The organism is Limimaricola variabilis, from assembly GCF_034371605.1.
Taxonomy (GTDB): Bacteria; Pseudomonadota; Alphaproteobacteria; order Rhodobacterales; family Rhodobacteraceae; genus Limimaricola; species Limimaricola variabilis.
The window spans coordinates 137,203-154,119 of the sequence record NZ_CP139691.1 but is presented as its reverse complement, the minus strand read 5'-3'; the positions used below and the strand labels follow the sequence as shown (position 1 = coordinate 154,119).

The window sequence follows — 16,917 nt, the reverse complement described above, 5'->3', positions numbered from 1 at the left end:
CATGGCCGACCGCAAGCCCGTGCTACTCGACCGCTGGGGCAAGCCCGTGGTCCGCGCCCAGCTCGGCACCGAGCTCGCGGCGCCCACGCTGGGCGGCGTCCGCTCGCCGATCTCGGGCTACCCGGCCGACGGTCTCGACCCGGTCCGCCTGGCGGACATCCTGAAGGCGGCCGACCAGGGCGATGCGATCCGCTATCTCGAGCTGGCCGAGACGATCGAGGAGCGCGACCCGCACTATCTCGGCGTCATCTCCACCCGAAAGCGGTCGGTCAGCCAGATCGACATCACCGTCGAGGCGGCCTCGGACGCGGCGCGGGACGTGCAGATGGCGGACATGATCCGCGACTGGCTGAACCGCGACGAGCTCACCGAGGAGCTGTTCGACATCCTCGACTGCATCGGCAAGGGCTACAGCGTCACCGAGATCCAGTGGGAGACGACGGAGGCGCAATATTATCCCAAGCGGCTGATCCGCCGCGATCCGCGCTGGTTCCGCTTTGCCCGCCACGACCTGGCGACGCCGCTTCGGATCGATGCACAGGGCCGCGAGGTACCGCTCGAGGCCTTCCGTTTCATCTTCGCCTCGATCAAGGCCAAGTCGGGGCTGGTGCTGCGCTCCGGGTTGGCGCGGGTCGCCGCCTGGGTTTGGATGTTCAAGGCCTACACCCAGAAGGACTGGGCGATCTTCAGCCAGACCTATGGCCAGCCGCTCCGGGTCGGCAAATGGGATGCAGGCGCCTCGGAGCGCGACAAGGACACGCTGTTTCGGGCCGTGGCCAACATCGCCGGCGACTGCGCGGCGATCATCCCCGAGAGAATGTCGATCGACTTCATCGAGACGGCGAACCTGGGCGCGGCCGCCGATCTCTACGAGAAGCGCGCCGACTGGCTCGACAGGCAGGTCTCGAAGGCGGTGCTGGGGCAGACCGCCACCACGGACGCGGTCACCGGCGGGCTGGGCTCGGGCAAGGAGCACCGCGAGGTCCAGGAGGATATCGAGCGCGCCGACGCCCGCGCCCTGGCCGCCATCCTGAACCGGGACCTGGTGCGGCCCTGGATCGAACTGGAATACGGCAAGCAACAGCGCTACCCCAAGATCGTGATCGCCCGCCCCGAGGAGGAGGATCTCAAGCTCGCGGCGGAATCGCTGGGGGTGTTGGTGCCGCTCGGGATGAAGGTCAGCATGTCGTCGGTGCGCGATCGCTTCGGCTGGCCCGATCCGAAGCCCGGAGACGAACTCCTGGCCCCGGCAACCCAACCTCAGACCCCCGTTTCGGCCCCGAATGGGCCTCCGGTGGCGGGCGAAACCGCCCCGGAGGGACGGGATCGTCCGCTTAAAGGGTTTTCCGGCGTTTTTGAAAGGGGGGAGGCCCCCGGACGCGCCATGATGGCCGAGAAGGCGGACGGCCTCTCAGCGGGCCGCTCAGAGCCTCCCGCCGACATGCTCGCCGACCGGCTGTCAGAGGCCGGCGCGCCGGCCGTCGAGAAGATGCTCGATCGGGTCGGGGCGATGGTCGCCGCGGCGGGGTCCTTCGAGGAATTGCTCGAGATGATCCGGGCCGGGTTCGACACGCTCGACGGAGAGCCGCTCGAGGAGGTGATCGCCCAGGCAATGCTCGCCGCCCATGCCGGGGGCCGGATCGAGGTGGCGGCGGATGAGGACATCGATGGCTGAGCCCGTCCGCGCCACGTTCCGCCGTCCCTTTGCCGAGCAGCTGACGGCGCTGCGGCTGCGGCTGGCCGAGCTGGTGCCCACCGCGCGCTGGGACGATCTGAAGCGTGAACAGCAGGAACGGGCCTTCATGGTGGCCGGCGCCGTGAAGGCGGACCTGCTGGCGGATCTCGCCGCGGCGGTCGAGCGCGCGGTGGCCGAAGGCACCGGCTTCGAGGCCTTCAAGGCCGATTGGCGGGCGGCCGTCGAAACGCATGGCTGGCACGGCTGGACCGGCGAAGGCTCCGAGAAGGGCGAGGCCTGGCGGATGCGCGTGGTCTACCGCACCAACATGCAGACGAGCTACATGTCCGGTCGCCACGCGCAGCTGGTCGACGGCGACTATCCGTTCTGGATCTACAAGCACAGCGGCGCCGAGCATCCCCGGCTGAACCACCTTGCCTGGGATGGCCTGACCCTGCCTGCGGATCACGCGTTCTGGGGCGCGCATTATCCGCCGAACGGCTGGGGCTGCGGCTGCCTGGTCGAGGGCGCGCGTTCGCGCCGCCTGGCCCGGCTTCTGGGCGGCGATCCCGACAAGCCGCTGCCCGCCGACTGGCAATCGATCGATCCGCGAACCGGGGCGCCACGCGGGATCGGCAAGGGCTGGGACTACGCGCCGGGCGCCAGCGTCGCCGACCTGGTGCTGGCGCTTACGCCCAAGCTCGACCGGCTGCCCGAGCGCACCTCGCGCGATCTGCTCCAGGACTGGATCCGCTCCAGCGTCTTCGAGGGCTGGCTCGCCGCGCCCAAGGGCAGCTGGCCGGTGCTGCGACTGCCCGACGGTGCGGGCACAGGAACCGCCGTGGTGACGCCGCAGACGGTCGAGCGGCTGGGCGCCACGGGCGTGGGAGTGGCCGACTTCGCCATGATGCAGCGTGTGGCGGCGACCGCGACCCACCGGCTGTCGCTCGAGGACGGTACGGCGCTCTTCGTGCTGGTCGAGCGGGGTCAGGTGCTGGTGCTGCGGATCGGCCGGGACGGCGGGGCGCGGGTGATCGAGGCGTTCCGGCGCCTGTCGATCGAAGCGGCGCGGCGCGACCCCGAGATCGGAGATCTGCCATGGTGATCCGCGTCGATCTGAAGGACGAGAGCCTCGAGGCGGCGCTCGGCAAGCTGCACGACGCGCTCACCGATCTGTCGAAGCCGATGAACGACATCGGCTTCGCGCTGGTCGCCTCCTCGAAGGACCGGATCGCCGCCGGGATCAGTCCCGACGGCACGGCCTTCGCGCCGCGCGCGCGGACCACGCTCGACCGATACGCCCGGCTCGAGATCAAGCACGGCCCGAACCCGCTCACGCAGAGCGGCGACATGGCGCGCTATCTCAGCCACGACTATGGTCCCGATTCCGTCGAGGTCGGCTCGAACGCCATCCAGGCCGCCGTGATGCAGTTCGGCGCGAAGCAGGGCGAATTCGGCGCGGCCATCGGCCGGACCAGGCCTTCCGAAAAGCGCTCGGCCAGCCAGGACTATTTCACCCCCCTCCCCTGGGGGGACATTCCCGCGCGCCCCTTCCTGGGAATTTCCGACGAGGACCGTCTTCTCATCACCGAGATCGTCGAAGGCTGGCTTGAGGACATCGCCGACAGCGGCGATTGACCTGAAGCCGTCGCGGCGTCAGCCTGTGACCTGAGGCCACGCCTCTCTCCCTCCCCCCTGCGATGCCCTTCCGAACAAGGCGCTTGCGTCTGTTTCGAGCTGCGACGGGCGGCGATTGTCGCCCCATGAACACCGCTCACCATACCGCCATGATGGCCTCCCAGACCTTGCCCGGACCGGACGGCGACGGGCGCGCGCCGGACTGGATCCATCTCCTGCCGGCGCCGGCCGACGGCAGGGTGCTCACCGCCGATGCGCGCGGGCCCTACTCCCTGGCGGCGGCGCAGGAGATCATCTCGAACACGCTGGGTCAGCCCGGCCGGGACCGGATCGAGGTGGACGTCAACCATTCGACCTTCCTGGCCGCGCCCCGGGGCGAGCGCTCCGACGCCGTGGGCTGGATCGTCGAGATGCAGGCGCGCGCCGACGGCATCTGGGGCCGGGTCGAATGGACCGCCGAGGGCGAGGCGCTGGTGAAGGGCCGCGCCTATCGCAGCATCTCGCCGGTGGTGATCCACGACAAGGCCAAGCGGATCTTCGCGCTTCACAACGCGAGCCTCGTCAACAAGCCGAACCTGCGCGGCCTGGTCGCGCTCCATCAGGAGAACACGATGAACTTGCTGTCCCAGCTGGCCGAGATGCTCGGCCTTCCTGCCGACGCGACCGAAGAGCAGGCGCTCGAGGCGCTCCGCGGCAAGCTCGAGGCCAAGCCCGAGACCGCGATGCAGGCACAGATGTCCGAGATCGGCACCGCGCTCGGCCTCACCGGCGAGATGACCGCCGACACGGTGATCGCCGCGGCCAGAGCCGCCCGGCAGGGCGGCGCGACCACCGAGCAGGTCACGGCCCTGCAATCCGAGCTCGCCGAGGTGGTGGGCAAGCTGAAGACGGTCCAGGACAGCCAGGCGCGCGACAAGGCGGTGAGTTTCGTGGACGGCGAGATCAAACGCGGCCGCGTCGGCGTGAAAGGCCTGCGCGACCACTACGTCGCGATGCACATGGCCGATCCGGCCCGTGTCGAGAAGGAGATCGGCGGCCTGCCGGTCCTCACCGGCGGCGTCGACCTGACGCTGCCGCCCGCCACCAAGGACGGGGAGATCGCGCTCAACGCCGAGCAGCTCGCCGTCGCCCGCCATCTCGGCATGACGCCGAAGGACTTCACCGCCGCGCTCGAGGCCGAGCGCGCCAAGGAGGTGTGAACCGATGCCCCCCCTGACCAGCGACCGTTCCACCCCCCAACAGCTGGGCGACCTGCGCGTCGCCGGCGTCGCGGCCGCGACCCTGATCTACCAGGGCGCCATCGTGATGCGCGATGCCGCGGGCTACGCCACCAAGGGCGCGACCGCCGCCGGCGCCGTCGGCATCGGCCGCGCCGAGACGCGCGCCGACAACAGCGCCGGCGCCGCGGGCGATCTCGATGTGACCTACCAGCCCGGCACCTTCCGCTTCGCCAACTCGGCCGCGGCGGACGCGATCGCTGCCGCCGACATCGGGAAGCTCTGCTTCATCGTGGATGACCAGACCGTCGCGAAGACCGACGGCACGGCCACCCGCTCTCCCGCCGGCATCGTCGAAGCGGTGGACGCCCTGGGCGTCTGGGTCCGCTTCGACGAAGCCCTCACCCTCGCCGCAGTCTAAGCCGCCGCCCGCGCCGGCACGACAGGAGCCCATTCATGATCATTTCGCAGACCTCGCTCGCCGCGCTTCGCGTCGGGTTCTCCGCCGCCTTTCGCGCGGGCCTCGACGTCGCGGCCTCCGACTACAAGAAGATCGCCTTCACGGTGCCGTCCTCCACCAAGGAGACCACCTATGGCTGGCTCGGCAAGCTGCCCCGGCTGCGCGAGTGGGTCGGCCCTCGGGTCATCCAGAACATCGCCGAACACAGCTACACGATCGTCAACAAGGACTTCGAGGAGACGATCGGTGTCGACCGCAACGACATCGAGGACGACAATCTCGGCATCTACACCCCGCTGATGCAGACGCTCGGCGAGGCGGTGGGGGCGCTGCCCGACGAGCTGGTCTTCGGCGCGCTGAAGAACGGCTTCACCACCGAGTGCTATGACGGCCAGAACTTCTTCGACACCGACCACCCGGTGATCCAGGAGGACGGCTCGATCGGGACCGTGTCGAACACCGGCGGCGGTGCCGGGGCGCCGTGGTTCCTGCTGTGCACCGGCGCGCCGCTCAAGCCGATCATCTACCAGGAGCGCCGGCCGTTCGACTTCGTCTCGAAGGACAAGGCGACCGACGACAACGTCTTCAACAACCGCCAGTACCTCTACGGCACCGATGGCCGCTGCAACGTCGGCTACGGCTTCTGGCAGATGGCCTATGGCTCCAGGCAGGTCCTCGACGCCGATTCCTACGCCGCCGCGCGCGCCGCGGTGCGCGGCATGAAGGGCGACCATGGCCGGCCCCTGGGTCTCAAGCCCAACCTGCTCGTGGTGCCCACCGCGCTCGAGGCAAAGGCGCTCGAGATCCTCAACGCCGAGCGCAACGCCGCCGGTGCCACCAACGTCTGGAAGGGGACGGCCGAGCTGCTCGTCACCTCCTGGCTCGACTGAGGAGAGAGCTGATGGCGACGAAGAAGGACACCAAGAGCCCGGCGGCCGCGGCGACGGAGGCTGATACGGCCAAGAGCGCCGCGACCCGCCAGGACGCGGAGGACGGGGCCAAGGCGGCGGAGAAGACGGCGGCCCCCGAAGCGGGAGGGGCGAAGACCTCTCCCGCGCCCGACCCCGCCGCCGCGGCGGTCGCGGATCCCGCGGCCGGTCCGGCGACCGCGACCGACGTCACCAGCGGCGCTGGTCCGACCGTGCCTGATGCCGGCCCTGTCTCCGGCTCGGACCCGGGCGCCGGCGCCGCCTTCGGACTGCGCGCGGAAGGCGCCCCCGCCACGCGCGGCCCCGATTTCGACGGCTCGGCCGGGGCCGGGCTTTCGGAGGGCGAGCTCGGCGCCCGGTTTGTGGTGCGCGGCCCGAAGCGCGGCCGCTGGCGCGCCGGGCGGTTCTTCGGCCCCGAGCCCGTGACGCTGCGGCTTGCGGATCTGACGGAGGCCGAGCGGGAGGCGCTGACCTCGGACCCGGTTCTCTCGATCGGCCTGTCGCCCGCGCCCTGACCGGAGCCATCCCCACGCCGCCCACTCTCCTCCCGGGCGGTCCGCCGGGGGCGGGTGCCTCCGCCCCCGGTAATTTCGCGCCCCTTTGAAGGGGGCATTGAAGGAGCCTTGCCGCCATGCCCTACACGACCGTCCAGGCCCTGACCGATCGCTACGGCGCCGCCATGCTGGTGGCGCTGAGCGATCGCGGCGAGGCGCCCACGGGCGCGATCGACCTGGACGTGCTGGGGCGCGCGCTCGAGGATGCGGACGCCGTGATCGACGGCTACCTTGCCGGTCGCTACGCGCTTCCGCTCGAGACGGTGCCGCCGCTCATCGCCGATCTGGCGCGCGCCATCGCGATCTGGAAGCTGCATCGCCACGAGCCCGACCCGAAGATCGCCGAGGATCAGCGCAGCGCCATGCGCACCCTGGGCGACATCGCCAAGGGCACCGTGCGTCTGCCGGTCGCCGGGCTTGCGCCGCAGGGCACCGGCGGCACCGGCGCGCGGATGACCGATCGCGAGCGGCCCTTTACCGGCGCGAACCTCAAGGGCTTCATCTGATGCCCGCGCTGATCCCGGACATCATCGCCCGCCTGAAGACCGGGGTCCCCGCTTTGCGCAGCGTCGAGGGCGCCTCGTCCCTGGCGGCGATCCTGAAGTCGAAGGCCCTGCCGGAGGTCACCCCCGCGGCCCACGTGGTGCCGCTGGGGCTGCGTGGCGGGCAGGTCTCGGCGGCGGCCGGGGCCTTCGTCCAGGGCATCGACGAGATGGTCGGCGTCGTGCTGACGCTGCGCACCTATTCCCGCACCGGCGCCCGCGCGGTGCCCGAGATCGACGAGCTGGTGGACGCCGTGATCCGCGCCCTCGCGGGCTGGGGTCCGGAGGAGGCCATCGGCCAGCTGCGCCTCGCGCGCGGCAACCTGCTGTCCATGGAGACCGGCACGATCCTCTACCAGGTGGATTTCGCGCTCTCCGATCAAGTGAGGATCCACGCATGACGAAGACCCCCGCCCCGACGCCGCCCCTGCCGGGGGCGGGCGGCAGCTATACCCGCAGCTCGAGCGGCCAGCTCGACCTGGTGCAGACGCCGACGGCCGAGGCGCCCGACCGCACGTCTGGCCCGGCCAGGCGCCCGGCATCTCCCCCCGCGCAGACCGGCGCCAAGACCTCCAAGGAGACCTGATCCATGCCCGCTCCCATCAAGTGGCGTTCGAAGATCCTGCTGTTCAAGCTCGAGGCGACCTACGGCGCGGATGCCACGCCGACCGGCGCCGCCAACGGCATCCTGGCGACCGAGGTGAAGCTCACGCCCATGGAAGGCCAGGACGTCAGCCGCGATCTCGAGACGCCCTGGCTGGGTGCGCAGCCCACGATCCCCGCCGATCTGCATGCCAAGCTGTCCTTCCGGGTCGAGCTCGAGCCGTCGGGCACCGCCGGCACCGCCCCCGCCTGGGGCGGGCTGATCCGCGCTTGCGCGATGGCCGAAACCATCGTCGCGGCGACCTCGGTGACCTACAACCCGGTCACGGACGCGCATGAAAGCGGCACCTTCTATCTCTGGCTCGGCGCCACGCTCCAGAAGATCAAGGGCGCGCGGGGCAACTGCATGCTCAAGGTCGACGCGTCGGGCATCCCCTATCTCGAGTTCGAGTTCACCGGGCTCTGGGCCGCGCCGGAGGAGGCGGCCCGCGACACGCCGACGCTGACCGGCTTCGAGAAGCCGCAGGTGGCCAGCAACGCCAACACTCCCGGCTTCACGGTCGGCGCCACGCCGCTGGTGCTGCGCTCCTTCCAGCTCGACTTCGGCAACCAGGTCGAGCCGCGCTTCCTGATCGGCGCCGAGAACGTGGTGATCACCGACAAGGCCGAGGCAATCCAGATGACCGTCGAGGCGGTGCCGCTGACCACCCTCGATCCTTTCGCCCTTGCCGCCAGCCAGGCCGCGACGGCGCTGGAGCTCGTGCACGGCACCACCGCCGGGCGCATCGTCACCCTCGCCGTGCCCGCCATGCAGATGCAGCGGCCCCAGGCGCCGCAGCAGGCGCAGGGCATCGTCGAGTGGCCGCTGCGCGCCGTGCCCCTGCCGCAGGCCGGCAACGACCAGTTCACCCTGACCCTCACCTGATCTCCCGGAGACCCCGATGTTCAAGATCGTCGATCGCCCCGAATTCACCCACGACGTGCCGGTCATGGTGCCCGTCGATGGCGGCTACCGCGAGGAGAAGCTGAGGACCCGCTACCGCGTCGTGCCCGACTCGGAGGCCGAAAGCCTCGTCATGAGCCGCACCGAGGATGTGAAGGCGTTCCTGCGCCTGGCCGTGGTGGGGTTCGAGGACGTGGTCGACGACGCGGACCAGCCGATCCCCTACAGCGACGAGCTGCGCGAGCGCTTGATCGGCGCGCCCCATGTGCGGCTGGCGCTGGTGCGGGGCTACACCGCCGCCGTGTCCAAGGCCCGCCTGGGAAACTGAGATGGGCGGGCGGCGCGTGGTGGCGGGGCGCGCTCACCGATGCCGCGCCCGGATCTGACCGGACCGCCGACGATGCGCTCTCGGACGCCGCCCGCTTCGGCATCGCCCTCTCGGCCGAGGATCTCGCCCCCGCCGGCGAGACCGGCGTCTGGCCACAGAACGCGGCGGCTCTGACCGCCTTTCTCCGGATCGCCACGCAATGGCGGGTGGCGGCCACCCTGTCGGCGGTGGTGCGAACCGGGCTGGACTACGCCGGTGCCCGGGCCGGGCTGGACCTGGCGGGGATCGAGATGACGCCGGCGCTCTGGGCCGACGTCCAGGTGATCGAGGCGGGCGCGATCACGGCAATGCGTGAGGTGACACGATGACCTTCCGGGCGAGCATGCTGATCGAGGCCAATGCCGGCCAGGCGAAGGCCGAGCTGCGCGATCTGGCCGCGGAAACCGCGAAGGCGGGCGGCGCCGCCGAGGAGATGGGCCGCCGGGGCGGCGCCGCGGCGGGCCAGACCCGCGCTTTGGGGACGGCCGCCGACGGAGCGGCCGCCGATGTCCGGGCGCTCGGCGCCGCCGAGCAGGCGGCGGCAACGGAAGCGGTCGGGCTGGCCAATGCAAACCGCGCCGCGGCCGGCCAGATGGGCAACCTCACCGCCCAGTTCAACGATATCGGCGTGATGATGGCGGCGGGCCAGAACCCTCTGACGCTGGCGCTGCAGCAGGGCACGCAGATCAGCCAGGTGCTGGGACCGATGGGGGCGCGGGGCGCGGTGCAGGCCCTGGGCGGCGCCTTTCTGGGCATGCTCAACCCGATCAGCCTTGTCACCATCGGCTCGATCGCCGCCGGCGCCGCGATGGTGAACTGGTTCACCGATGCCGAGCCGGCCGCCGCCTCGCTCGACGAAGCCGTCGAAAGCATGTCGGAGCGCGTGGACGCCTATGTCGCGGCCTCGCGCCGGGCCCGGCGATCGACGGCCGAATGGCGGGCCGAGGCAGGCCGGTTCGCGACCGAGGCGCAGCAGCAGGCCATTCGCGAGGCCGAGGCTCGCCTGCGGGATGCGCAGCGCGGTGTCGCCGAGGCGTTTGCAAAAATTTCGGAAGGCATCGACACGCGCCGTCCCGATTTCGGCGACCAGTCGGCCATGGCCGACACCTTCGACCTGTCGCTGCTGGGCCGGGGCCGACAGGAGCGGCAGGCGCTGGTGAATGAGGTGTTGGCCTCCTATGCACAGCTCGACCGTGCGACAACCGGCGGCAGTGTTGAGGAGCAGTACGACGCGCTGGAACGAACAGTCGCTGCTTATTCGGAAGCAGCGGCGGCCGCCGGTGGAATCACTGTAGCAGAAGACCAGAACCTCCGGCTGTTGAGAGAGCAACTCACGGTCCTTCGGGAAAACATGCTCGAGAGAGAAGCCGCCGCCCGCGCCAGCGAGCCGCGCGATTGGCCCCTGATGGCCGAGGTCGGGCAGAACGCGAACCGGGTCGCGCTGATGCGGCAGGTGCTGCTGGCGGAGGAAGAGGCGGCCCAGGCCGCGTCCGAGCGTCAGGCCGAAGGCCGGGCGCTGCTCGCCGACATGCAGCAGGAAGCGCGGCTGTCCGAGATCATCGCCCGCCATGGCGAGGACAGCGTCCAGGCGGCCTCCCTGCGCGCCGCCCTCGAGCGCGAGACGACGCAGGCCATGCTCGAGGGCAAGGGCTTCAGCGGCGAGATGCTGCGCGACATGATGGCCGCCTATGACGCGCGGGTGGCCGGCGAACAGGAGGCGCAGGATTCGGCGCGGCTGCAATCCGCACGGGACATGATCCGCGCGCTCGAGGAAGAGGCGGACATCCAGCGGCTGATCGCCGTCCATGGCGACGAGAGCGTCGAGGTGGCGCAGGCGCGGATCTCGGCCGAGCGCGCCGCCGCGGCCGCCGCCTACGATTCCGAAGGCAACGTGGCCTCGCTGAAAGGCGAGTACATGGCTGCGTGGGATGCCGCCAACGGCGTCGCCTCGGTCGACATGGACGGCAATGTCAGCCTCGCGGTGGGTCAGGCCACGGCGCTGGCCGACGAACTCGGCCGCGCGCTGGCCAACGCCATGGCGCTGTCGGCGCAGGGCCTGAGCACGCTGCGGCAAAGCGAGATCGCGCTCGAGTTCCGGGGCGATCCGGTCGGGCGGGAGGCGGCGCTGGCGCGCGAGCGCTTCGACGCCGCCACCGAGGTGCCGCCCGGGACCGACAGCACCATCCTCAACATGATCGAACAGGAGCGCCGAGAGGTGGTGGCCCAGGCGGCCGAGACCGAGCGCAACCGGCAGGAGCTCCAGGCCTGGCAGCGCGAACAGGCCGAGGCGGCGCGCGAGGCCAAGGGCGGCGGGAGCCGTGGCAAGCGGGGCAGCCGTTCGCGCGAGGAGACCGAAGCCCGCCGGCAGCGTGAGGCGGTGACGGACCTGATCACCGGGCTCGAGGACGAGCTCGCGATCATGCGCGAGGCCGATCCGGTCCGCCAGGAGATGCTGCGCCACCGCGAGGCGCTGACGGCCGCGACCGAGGCCGAGCGCATGAAGGTCGAGGATCTGATCGCCGCGCGAGAGGCCGAGCGGCTGGCGCTCGAGGATCAGCGCGAAACCATGGATTTCGCCCGCTCGACCCTCTTCGACACGATGGACGGCCTGACCCAGCGGGGCGCGACCGCGGCCGACGTGCTGGGCGGCGTCGCCGACGCGATCCGCCGCGCCGCCCTCGAGGCGCTGATCCTGGGGGAAGGTCCGTTCTCGCAGTATTTCGGCCTGGGCGGTGAAGGCGGTCTGGCCGACATGATGCTCGGCGCAGTGTTCCCGGGGCTGGGCGCATCCGGCGGAGGGGCGCCACGCACCACCCCAACCGGGACCGGCGCGGCACTTGAGCTCTATGCCGAGGGCGGGATGCTGCACGGCCCCGGTTCGGGGACCTCCGACGACATCCTGATGATGGGCAGCGCCGGGGAGTTCATGGTGAACGCCCGCGCTACCTCCCGTCATCGCCACCTTCTCGAGTACCTGAACGCCGGTGGCGATCTGCCGGGTTTCGCAGGCGGCGGCGCGATCGGCGGCGGTACGGCCGGCGCGGGCTTCGGCGCCCCAAGCTTCGTGATCGAGAACCACGGCACCGTCCCGGTCCAGGAGGTGCGCGAGGACGGGACCGACACGCAGGGCCGCCGCAAATTCCGACTGGTGATGGCCGACGAGGTCGGCGCGGCGCTGACCGCACGGGGCGGCGGCGCCCGCCGCGTGCTGCACCAGACCTATGGGGCCCGGCCGAAGAGGCCGCTGCGATGAGCATCGCGACATGGCCCACGGTCCTGCCGCGACCGACGCGCTCGGACTGGCAGGCGCAATGGGACGATCCGCGCCAGCGCCGCAGCGCCGGTGGCCCGCCCGGCTACCGCCGCCGCTATTCCGCCACTGCGAAGAGCGTCTCGCTGCGGATCGACGTGCCGCGCGCCGACAAGACCGTGTTCGATATCTTCTACGAGAAGACCACCCGCATGGGTTCGCTGCCCTTCTGGATGCCCGATCCGACCACCGACGGCTGGCCGTTGCTGACCGCCGACGGCGATCCGGTCGTGGATGCGACCGGCGCGCCGCTCCTGCTTTCCGCGCGCTGGCTCTGCCTCTTCGGCGCCGAGCCGCCGGTCGAGACCATGCGCGGCGTGCGCTTCCAGTTCGCCTTCAGCGTCTCGGTGATGCCGTGAGGCGCGTCTCTCTCAATGCCCGCACCGCTTTCGCCGCCAGCACCACGGCCGAGGTCGAGGTGGCGCTGATCATGATCGAGCATCCCTCGCTTGCGGCGCCGGTCCGGCTCTCGACCGACCCGACAGAGCGCATCGCGACCGAGCCCGAGCTGATGTACGGCACGCGTTCCGCCTGGATGGGCAGCGACCCGCTGACCGAGCCGTTCCTTTTCGTGCTGGCCTCCGCCGAGGTGCCGGGCGACCTGGAAGACGCCCCGGCGGCGGCGCGGATCGTGTTCGACAACGTGAGCTCCGACCAGGCAGCCGTGCTGCGCAGCTTCACCGACCTGGCGACGGTGCATCTCGCCGTGGTGCTGGCCTCCTCGCCGGACCTGGTCGAGGTCGAGTACCGGGGCATGCAGCTCGTTTCGGCCGAGGGCAACGCCGGCGAGATCTCGATCGAGATCAGCCGCGCGCCGATTGAGGAGGAAGCCGTGCCGATGGACCGCTTCACCAAGGACCGCTTTCCGGGGCTCTACCGATGAGCTGGGTGGCGGAATATGTGGGCCTGCCGGCGCTCGAGCATGGCCGCGACCGGCAGGGCTGCGATTGCTGGGGGCTGGCGCGCCTCGTCTATCGCGAGCAGCTGGGGATCGATCTGCCCTCCTACAGCGGCGACTACGCCGGCACCGAGGAACGCCATGAGATCGCCCATCTCATCGGCATCGCCCGCGTCGACTGGCCCTGGCGTGAGGTCCTCCACCTCGCGCCCTTTGACATGCTGCTGTTCCGGCGCGGCCGACTGACCTGCCATATCGGCGTCGTGATCGACGCCCGGCGCATGCTGCACATGGATGCCACCGATCATGCCAAGGTCGCGGACTTTCGCACCGGCCGCTGGGCCACCCGCCGCACCGGCGCTTACAGGCATGTTCAAGCCCCCATGAAGGTCACGTCATGACCGGCCTGCGTGTTACCTCAGCGCCGGTGCTGGATCCCGCCACGCGGGTTGAACTCGTCCTCCCCGAAGGCCTCACACTTGCCGAGATCGTGGCCCAAGCCGTGCCCGGCGCGCTGCCCTCCCAGCTTCGGGTCCTGCTCGTGACCGAGCGCGGCGCCGCGCCGGTCGACCTGGCGCTCTGGCCCCGGCTGCGCCCGCGGCCGGGCGTGCGCGTGGTGATCCGGGCGGTGCCGGGCGAGGACGGCCTGCTGCGCAACGTGCTCCTGGCGGTGGTCTCGGTCGCGGCGCTGGCCGTCGCGCCGCAGGTGGCCGGCTTCTTTCATCTCTCTGGCCGTTTCGCCCAAGGTCTCGTGGCCGCCGGTCTGACGGCCGTCGGCACCATGCTGGTCAACGCGCTGATCCCGCTGCCGCAGCTGTCGCGCGATGGCGAGCGCCGCGATACCTACTCGATTTCTGGTTGGCGCAACGAGCTGCGCCAAGGTGCGCCGGTACCATTTTCACTTGGCCGCCATCGCTACGCCCCGCCCTTCGCCGCGACCTCATTCACCCATGTCACGGGCGACGACCAATACGTCACGGCCGTGCTCTGCGCGGGCTACGGTCCGCTGCGGATCAGCGACATCCGGATCGGCGACACGCCGCTCGAGGATTTCGACGAGGTCAGCACCGAGATCCGCGAAGGCCGCATCGGCGACGCGCCGCTCTCGCTCTATCCCCGCCAGGTGCTCGAGGAATCGACCAACGCCGATCTGGTGCGGCCCTTCCCGCGCGACGATGCCGGCGAGATCATCGAGGGCGCGGCGGCACAGGCCACGCCCGTCCGCCGCTTCACCGCCTCCGACGCCACCGAGGCGGCGGTGTTGATCGGGCTCTCGGGCGGGCTGTTTCGCGTCGATGACGACGGCGACCTGCGCTCGCTCGACGTGCGCATTCGCATCCGTCAGCGCCTGAATGGCGTAGGTGCCTGGTCCGAAGTTACCACGCTCGAGCTCATCGCCAGGAAGCGCGAGCCGTTCCTGCGCCAGTTCGGCTGGGTGCTGCCCTCACGCGGCCGCTGGCAGATCGAGGTCACGCGGATGACGGCCGAGCGCACCGACACGCAGGCAAGCGACCGTACCGTGCTCTCCGCCATCCAGTCGGTGCGGCCGGAATACCCGATCACCCTCGACAAGCCGCTGGCCCTGGTCGCGGTGCGGATCAAGGCGACCCACCAGCTGAACGGCGCCCTCGACAGCGTCAACATGCTCCTCGAGCGCGAGGGCCCGGTCTGGGACGGCGCCGCCTGGAGCACCGGCTACAGCCGTAACCCCGCCTCGGCCTTCCTCACCGCCCTGCGCGGGCCGCAGAACCCCTACCCGGTCTCGGATGCCGAGATCGACTGGGACCTGCTCGCCGACTGGTACCAGTGGTGCGACGCGAAGGGGCTGAAATACGACCGGATCCACGACCAGCCCGAAGCCTTGGGCGAAATGCTCGCTGCGATCTGCGCCGCCGGACGCGCCACGCCGCGCCATGACGGGCTGAAATGGGGCGTGGTGATCGACCGGCCGCAGGAGCTGGCGATCGACCACGTCAACCCGCGCAACTCGGGCGAGTTCGGCTGGCAGCGCAGCTACTTCACCCCGCCGCACGCGTTCCGCGTCCGGTTCAACGACGAGACGGCCGAGTACCAAGAAGCCGAGCGTGTCGTTCCCTGGCCGGGCCACACCGGCCCGATCGACCTGACCGAGACGATCGATCTGCCCGGCAAGACCGACCCGGCCGAGATCTGGATCGAGGCGCGCCGCCGGATGTACGAGCTCATCCACCGCATCGACGCCTTCTCCGCGATCCAGGACGGCGCCAGCCGCGTCGCCACCCGTGGCGACCTGGTCATGGGCAGCTTCGATGTGCTGAGCCGGACGCAGGTCGCCGCCCGGGTCCGGGCGGTCTCGGGCCAGCTCGTCGAACTGGACGAGGAGGTCGATGTCGAGGACGGCACCGATTACGGCCTGCGCTTCCGGGTCTACGAGAACGAAGAGGACGTGATCGGCACCTCGCTGGTGCGTCCTGCTGTCGCCGCGGCTTCCGTCACCCGCGCCTTCCGGCTGAGCGGCACCGGCGCTGTGCCGGCTGTCGGCGAGGTGGTACATCTCGGGCCCGTCGCGACCGAAAGCATGCCACTGCGAATTCGCAGTATCGAACCCGCCGAGGACTTCGCCGCCCGGCTGCTGATGGTCGCGGCCGCTCCCGAGATCGACACGCTGACCGACGCCGAGATGCCCCCTGCCTGGGACGGTCGTGTCGGCGAGGTGGTCGAGGCGGCCGTCATCACCCCCGCCGCCCCGCGCTTCGTCCAGATCGCTACGGGCGTTGCCGGCACCGGCGACCCCGACGGGCTCGAGGTGATCCTCGGCGCGGGCGGAGGGTCCTCGGCCATCGTCACGGCATTCGATCTCGACCATCGCGCCGCCGGCGCCACGGCATGGACCACGATCACCGTCTCCTCGGCCGAAGCGGGGGCGGCGATCGACGCCTATGCCGCCGACAACCAGGTCGAACTGCGGGCGCGCGCTTTCTCCGGGGCGACCGATGGCCCCTACGGCGCCACCGTCACCGTGACGATCGGCGCCCAAGACCCGGAGGCGCCCGCTGCCCTCGACGCATCGGCTATCGATGCCATCGGCAGCATGGGACATGCCATCATCGGGATCGGCATTCCCCGAACCAACGCCCCGGACCGGATCCAGCTCTACCGGGTGCCGGCAGGCGGCACGCTCGACCGGACGATCCACGCCGCCGGCGCCCCCTTCTCGGTCTCGGCCGGCAGCACCGTCAGCCATGTCGATGGCGATGCGACCCGCAAGAACCTGCTCTCCGCGGGCAGCTTCGGGACGGTGGGCGACTGGACGCAGGGCGCGGGCTGGACGATCGCGGACGGGGTCGCGACGCACGCAGCGGGGAGCGCGGGTGAGCTGTCCCAGGCCCTTTCGCTCACCGAAGCCCGCACCTATCGCGTTGCCGCGGACGTGATCGGTCGTCTTGCCGGCAGCGTCATGCCGCGACTGATCGGCGGAACGCCCGTCGACGGTAGCGCGGTGCTGGCGGACGGGCGCCTCACCGACCGCCTCACCGCCTTGAGCGGCAACACCGGCCTTGCCTTTGCCGCCGATGCCAACTTCGACGGCGCGCTGGACGCGGCGGTGGCCTTCCTCGAGACCTCTGCCTGCATTCCCGCCGGGGCGTGGGAGTACTGGGTCGAGCCGCAGACGAGCGCCGGCATCGCCGGACCTGTGTCAGGGCCCTTCATGGCGACAGTCAGCTGATCTGAACACGACGCTTGCGTCTGTCGGGGAGGTCGCGCGCGCGCGAGGGTGCGGCGAAACCTGACAGGAGACCGC

The 16,917-nt window shown here is 70.8% G+C and carries 18 protein-coding genes; all 18 read left to right on the top strand.

What is annotated here, in order from left to right; translation table 11 throughout:
• The first annotated feature begins 1 nt into the window (after position 1).
• The 18 genes from T8T21_RS00745 (at position 2) to gpJ (ending at position 16,842) form a co-directional block, all read left to right on the top strand.
• Positions 2-1,675 (top strand): DUF935 domain-containing protein, encoded by a 1,674-nt coding sequence (locus tag T8T21_RS00745; protein ID WP_322336406.1) that lies wholly within the window; start codon positions 2-4, stop codon positions 1,673-1,675.
• Entirely contained in the window at positions 1,668-2,780 is a 1,113-nt protein-coding gene (locus tag T8T21_RS00740; protein WP_322336405.1) for a phage head morphogenesis protein, read from the top strand. Before T8T21_RS00745 ends, T8T21_RS00740 begins: the two co-directional genes overlap by 8 nt.
• A complete protein-coding gene (locus tag T8T21_RS00735) occupies positions 2,774-3,313 on the top strand; it encodes a phage virion morphogenesis protein (RefSeq protein WP_322336404.1) in 540 nt (179 codons plus the stop codon). Before T8T21_RS00740 ends, T8T21_RS00735 begins: the two co-directional genes overlap by 7 nt.
• Positions 3,314-3,438: 125 nt before the next feature.
• Positions 3,439-4,512, top strand: a complete 1,074-nt coding sequence (locus T8T21_RS00730) for a phage protease (protein ID WP_322336403.1) — start codon at positions 3,439-3,441, stop codon at positions 4,510-4,512.
• A gap of 4 nt (positions 4,513-4,516) precedes the next feature.
• A complete protein-coding gene (locus T8T21_RS00725) occupies positions 4,517-4,951 on the top strand; it encodes a hypothetical protein (protein WP_322336402.1) in 435 nt (144 codons plus the stop codon).
• A gap of 35 nt (positions 4,952-4,986) precedes the next feature.
• Positions 4,987-5,880, top strand: coding sequence for a Mu-like prophage major head subunit gpT family protein (locus T8T21_RS00720; protein ID WP_322336401.1), 894 nt, complete (start codon positions 4,987-4,989; stop codon positions 5,878-5,880).
• Between the two features lie 11 nt (positions 5,881-5,891).
• Positions 5,892-6,434, top strand: coding sequence for a hypothetical protein (locus T8T21_RS00715; RefSeq protein WP_322336400.1), 543 nt, complete (start codon positions 5,892-5,894; stop codon positions 6,432-6,434).
• 116 nt (positions 6,435-6,550) lie between these two features.
• Entirely contained in the window at positions 6,551-6,979 is a 429-nt protein-coding gene (locus T8T21_RS00710) for a gp436 family protein (RefSeq protein WP_322336399.1), read from the top strand.
• The gene (locus T8T21_RS00705; protein WP_322336398.1) at positions 6,979-7,416 is read left to right on the top strand and encodes a phage tail terminator protein; all 438 of its coding nucleotides are present in this window, start codon (positions 6,979-6,981) and stop codon (positions 7,414-7,416) included. Before T8T21_RS00710 ends, T8T21_RS00705 begins: the two co-directional genes overlap by 1 nt.
• Positions 7,413-7,601: a hypothetical protein gene (locus T8T21_RS00700; RefSeq protein WP_322336397.1), complete on the top strand. Its 189-nt coding sequence runs from the start codon at positions 7,413-7,415 to the stop codon at positions 7,599-7,601. Before T8T21_RS00705 ends, T8T21_RS00700 begins: the two co-directional genes overlap by 4 nt.
• 3 nt (positions 7,602-7,604) lie before the next feature.
• Positions 7,605-8,543: a phage tail tube protein gene (locus T8T21_RS00695; protein WP_322336396.1), complete on the top strand. Its 939-nt coding sequence runs from the start codon at positions 7,605-7,607 to the stop codon at positions 8,541-8,543.
• A gap of 16 nt (positions 8,544-8,559) precedes the next feature.
• The gene (locus T8T21_RS00690; protein ID WP_322336395.1) at positions 8,560-8,889 is read left to right on the top strand and encodes a hypothetical protein; all 330 of its coding nucleotides are present in this window, start codon (positions 8,560-8,562) and stop codon (positions 8,887-8,889) included.
• Positions 8,886-9,257: a DUF1799 domain-containing protein gene (locus T8T21_RS00685; protein ID WP_322337511.1), complete on the top strand. Its 372-nt coding sequence runs from the start codon at positions 8,886-8,888 to the stop codon at positions 9,255-9,257. Before T8T21_RS00690 ends, T8T21_RS00685 begins: the two co-directional genes overlap by 4 nt.
• Positions 9,254-12,181: a phage tail length tape measure family protein gene (locus T8T21_RS00680; RefSeq protein ID WP_322336394.1), complete on the top strand. Its 2,928-nt coding sequence runs from the start codon at positions 9,254-9,256 to the stop codon at positions 12,179-12,181. Before T8T21_RS00685 ends, T8T21_RS00680 begins: the two co-directional genes overlap by 4 nt.
• On the top strand, positions 12,178-12,597 hold the full coding sequence (locus T8T21_RS00675; RefSeq protein ID WP_322336393.1) for a hypothetical protein: 420 nt from the start codon (positions 12,178-12,180) through the stop codon (positions 12,595-12,597). The genes T8T21_RS00680 and T8T21_RS00675 overlap by 4 nt, the downstream gene beginning before the upstream one ends.
• Entirely contained in the window at positions 12,594-13,121 is a 528-nt protein-coding gene (locus T8T21_RS00670; RefSeq protein ID WP_322336392.1) for a hypothetical protein, read from the top strand. The genes T8T21_RS00675 and T8T21_RS00670 overlap by 4 nt, the downstream gene beginning before the upstream one ends.
• A complete protein-coding gene (locus tag T8T21_RS00665; RefSeq protein WP_322336391.1) occupies positions 13,118-13,537 on the top strand; it encodes a C40 family peptidase in 420 nt (139 codons plus the stop codon). The genes T8T21_RS00670 and T8T21_RS00665 overlap by 4 nt, the downstream gene beginning before the upstream one ends.
• A complete protein-coding gene (gene gpJ / locus T8T21_RS00660) occupies positions 13,534-16,842 on the top strand; it encodes a TipJ family phage tail tip protein (RefSeq protein ID WP_322336390.1) in 3,309 nt (1,102 codons plus the stop codon). Before T8T21_RS00665 ends, gpJ begins: the two co-directional genes overlap by 4 nt.
• The last annotated feature ends 75 nt before the right edge of the window (positions 16,843-16,917 follow it).

What these genes read in the sequence shown, in the direction of transcription:
- T8T21_RS00745 (WP_322336406.1), top strand. Translation starts at nt 2, where the DNA reads ATGGCCGACCGCAAGCCCGTGCTACTCGACCGCTGGGGCAAGCCCGTG.
- T8T21_RS00740 (WP_322336405.1), top strand. Translation starts at nt 1,668, where the DNA reads ATGGCTGAGCCCGTCCGCGCCACGTTCCGCCGTCCCTTTGCCGAGCAG.
- T8T21_RS00735 (WP_322336404.1), top strand. Translation starts at nt 2,774, where the DNA reads ATGGTGATCCGCGTCGATCTGAAGGACGAGAGCCTCGAGGCGGCGCTC.
- T8T21_RS00730 (WP_322336403.1), top strand. Translation starts at nt 3,439, where the DNA reads ATGAACACCGCTCACCATACCGCCATGATGGCCTCCCAGACCTTGCCC.
- T8T21_RS00725 (WP_322336402.1), top strand. Translation starts at nt 4,517, where the DNA reads ATGCCCCCCCTGACCAGCGACCGTTCCACCCCCCAACAGCTGGGCGAC.
- T8T21_RS00720 (WP_322336401.1), top strand. Translation starts at nt 4,987, where the DNA reads ATGATCATTTCGCAGACCTCGCTCGCCGCGCTTCGCGTCGGGTTCTCC.
- T8T21_RS00715 (WP_322336400.1), top strand. Translation starts at nt 5,892, where the DNA reads ATGGCGACGAAGAAGGACACCAAGAGCCCGGCGGCCGCGGCGACGGAG.
- T8T21_RS00710 (WP_322336399.1), top strand. Translation starts at nt 6,551, where the DNA reads ATGCCCTACACGACCGTCCAGGCCCTGACCGATCGCTACGGCGCCGCC.
- T8T21_RS00705 (WP_322336398.1), top strand. Translation starts at nt 6,979, where the DNA reads ATGCCCGCGCTGATCCCGGACATCATCGCCCGCCTGAAGACCGGGGTC.
- T8T21_RS00700 (WP_322336397.1), top strand. Translation starts at nt 7,413, where the DNA reads ATGACGAAGACCCCCGCCCCGACGCCGCCCCTGCCGGGGGCGGGCGGC.
- T8T21_RS00695 (WP_322336396.1), top strand. Translation starts at nt 7,605, where the DNA reads ATGCCCGCTCCCATCAAGTGGCGTTCGAAGATCCTGCTGTTCAAGCTC.
- T8T21_RS00690 (WP_322336395.1), top strand. Translation starts at nt 8,560, where the DNA reads ATGTTCAAGATCGTCGATCGCCCCGAATTCACCCACGACGTGCCGGTC.
- T8T21_RS00680 (WP_322336394.1), top strand. Translation starts at nt 9,254, where the DNA reads ATGACCTTCCGGGCGAGCATGCTGATCGAGGCCAATGCCGGCCAGGCG.
- T8T21_RS00675 (WP_322336393.1), top strand. Translation starts at nt 12,178, where the DNA reads ATGAGCATCGCGACATGGCCCACGGTCCTGCCGCGACCGACGCGCTCG.
- T8T21_RS00665 (WP_322336391.1), top strand. Translation starts at nt 13,118, where the DNA reads ATGAGCTGGGTGGCGGAATATGTGGGCCTGCCGGCGCTCGAGCATGGC.
- gpJ (WP_322336390.1), top strand. Translation starts at nt 13,534, where the DNA reads ATGACCGGCCTGCGTGTTACCTCAGCGCCGGTGCTGGATCCCGCCACG.